We start from the raw sequence: 1,783 nt of genomic DNA on the forward strand, positions 1-1,783 counted from the left end.
GGCCCGCAGTTCCGGGTCCTGGCCGTCGACCCAGGTGTAGACGACGTCGACGGGGAAGGTCACGTCGTCGACGGTCGCCACCGTGAACGGTGCGAAGGTCGGGAAGGCACGGCCCTCGACCGTGATCGTCGCCGGCTTCTGCTCACTGGCCGGGACGACGTCGGCGACGCGGTTGCGGCGCGGCGCCACCAGCGAATCCGCCAGCACATCCTCGGACGCCTGCGGCGACACCCGCGCCAGCTCCTCCTCCGCGGAAGGACCGGCCAGCACATCGGCCCCGTCCTGCCAGAACTCCACATCACAGCCCAGCTGCGGCCCGGCCAGCACCTGACCCACCGGCCCCAGCCGCACCACACCGAAACGCATCACCGGAGCCGACGACAACGCCTTCGGCCACACATCGTCCGCGAACAGCGAGAAATCAGTCACCCCACCGGAACGGGGCCTCGCCGCGAAAACGACACTCCCCCCGTACAACCCACGCATCGACGCCAGAAACGACTCCCGGTCCGCCTCACGCACACCCACGGCCCACGACGTACGCGACACACCCGGCACCACGAAATACGCCACACCCGCCCGCTCCAGGGCATCCGCGACCAGACCCAGATTCTCCGCGGCCGCACCGGCCGCCGAGAACTCCTCGACCACCCGCCCCCACAACGGCTCCCCGTCGAACGCCACCTGCCGCACACGCGCATCCGACCGCAACAACACCTGCCGCTGCCGCGTCACCCGCAGGGACCGGGCCCGGTCCCCCACCCTTCGCCCGGCCCTCGCGCCTCTGACCGCGAGCTTGCGCACGCGCCGAGCGCCCTGAGCCATCAGCGGGTCCCCGAAGAGTCGCTCCGCGGTGCCTTCTCGAACGAGCTGGGGAAGGGGAAGTACTCCTCGAGGAAGGAGAACATGCGGGCCGTGACTTCCTCGCGCCGGTGCGGCGGCACATCCACGTCGTTGAGGCAGAAGAAGTCGTAGTTCCGCTTGGCGGCGATGCCCGCGAGCCGGAGCTCCGCGTCCTCCCGGCTGATGTTGACGTACCGGAAACGGAACTTCCCGGGGATGCCCTTGCCGGTCAGATAGGCGTGGTTGTAGTGGAGCGACGCCGTCATCGCGATGTCGTCGGGCGACCGGAAGCGCGACCGCATGGTCCGGTCGATGTCCTCGGGGAACATCTCGTCCAGCTCCGTCAGCACGGAACGCACCTGCGGAAGTGGCGTGTGCATGAAGTTGTGGGTGACGAAGCGGTCGTGCGCCTTGAGCAGGAGCTCGCGCACGTTCTTGCCCGCGGAGTTGGTGGCCGTCTCGCCGCCGTGCGGCTGTCCGACCCCCACCTTGAGCGGCGAGAACGGGATACGGGCGATGCCGTTGCCGTAGAAGAAGTGCTGTGCGGTGACGCGGCGCCCGACGAAGACGTCGTCGTTGAAGTAGAGGTAGTGGTCCGACAGCCCGGGGATGTGGTGCAGCCGCGTCTCGATGGCGTGCGAGTTGAAGACCGGCAGGACCCCTTCGGGGAAGATGTCCCGGTGGTCGACGACCGTCACGCCGGGCGCCTCGGTGTCCAGCCACTCCGGCGTCTGGCCGTCGGTGACGATGTACACGTGCCGCACGAAGTCGGCGTACATCCGCAGCGAGCGCAGGGAGTACTTCAGCTCGTCGTGGCTGGTGTACCGGGACTCGTTGGTCTCCTTGTCCAGGATGTCCGCGACACCCTGGCCCTTGTACTTGTTCCGCTTGGCCCGCAGTTCCGGGTCCTGGCCGTCGACCCAGGTGTAGACGACGTCGA

The 1,783-nt window shown here is 68.4% G+C and carries 2 protein-coding genes; both read right to left on the reverse strand.

What is annotated here, in order from left to right; genetic code table 11:
* The coding region (locus tag B9S61_RS31585) for a Stealth CR1 domain-containing protein (protein WP_258039964.1) at nucleotides 1-693 on the reverse strand (693 nt) is incomplete at its 3' end.
* A gap of 131 nt (nucleotides 694-824) precedes the next feature.
* Nucleotides 825-1,783: stealth family protein (locus B9S61_RS31590; RefSeq protein ID WP_181007621.1), on the reverse strand; the 959-nt coding region annotated here is incomplete at its 5' end.

This window comes from Streptomyces sp. SM1 (assembly GCF_002910825.1).
Taxonomy (GTDB): domain Bacteria; phylum Actinomycetota; class Actinomycetes; order Streptomycetales; family Streptomycetaceae; genus Streptomyces; species Streptomyces okerensis.